The 945-nt window shown below is 37.9% G+C and carries 1 protein-coding gene; it reads right to left on the bottom strand.

Features of this window, described 5'->3' with window-relative positions; genetic code table 11:
- Nucleotides 1-417 precede the first annotated feature (417 nt).
- Complete coding sequence (locus tag H5185_RS22270; protein WP_124016048.1) at nucleotides 418-648, bottom strand: hypothetical protein; 231 nt, start codon at nucleotides 646-648, stop codon at nucleotides 418-420.
- Between the last annotated feature and the right edge of the window lie 297 nt (nucleotides 649-945).

The raw sequence follows: 945 nt of genomic DNA, 5'->3' as shown, positions 1-945 counted from the left end.
AAGTGAAACACAGTATCGCCGATGGTAGTGTGGGGTCTCCCCATGCGAGAGTAGGTCATTTCCAGGCGCCAAATAAAACAGCAAGGCCACTCTAACCGAGTGGCCTTTTTGTTTTGTGCCTTAAACCTAAGCAATTAGTCAGTGTGGCCAGTATGCCCATGCGAGAGTCGGTCATTTCCAGGCGCTTAATTGACATGAAAGAGTCGTGAAACAGCCCGCTATTATGTAGCGGGCTATTTTACGTCTGTAACTTAAGATATTTAAGACTGGTAGGATACTACTGTGCGTAATTCAGAAAAATATCTGAATTTTATATGTAAAACCAACTGACTATTAGTCTTTATAACTTATAACTGCTGCTTTGCTCGCATTAAAATAGTCTGCAATTGACTCGATGCTAATAGTGTTCAAAACAACTTATGCATTATTAATTTTTTGTTTTAGATCGTATGCGTCTTCGGTTACAACACGCTCAAGCACTTCAATCCGTTTACGTAGGGCGCTTATTTCATCATGTAGGGCTTTATTGTTGGTTGCTTGGTCTGTTGTGGCACGAGCTTGGCGCTCTCTAAGTTTCATTATGCTCACGATAAAACTGCCCAAAATAGCCAAAATTGGGATCAGTAATGCCATTGTTGCTGGGTTCATAAAATGTCCTTATTAGTCTTATTAAATAGCCTGTTACTTTGCTAACTTCGTTAAATTAACCTGCAATAGACCAGCTATTAACGCTAGTAAAACAAATGACTAGTTTGATAGTGGCTAACGTCTAAATTTATGATCTTTATCACCATATGCTCATCTCTTATCCTGAGTGCAGATTGATGTGTTTTGTTGTCTATTATTGTGACGACTTCAATCAAAATTACCAGTGACAAAAGTCATCATTGTGAAATCAACTTAATACCACTGATTATTATCTAAAATAGTTATTTTTTAGTTCAC

It is taken from the genome of Shewanella sp. SG44-6 (assembly GCF_014164185.1).
Lineage (GTDB): Bacteria > Pseudomonadota > Gammaproteobacteria > Enterobacterales > Shewanellaceae > Shewanella > Shewanella vesiculosa.
Note: the sequence above shows the minus strand (reverse complement) of the source record. Positions and strands in the feature narration are given on the sequence as shown.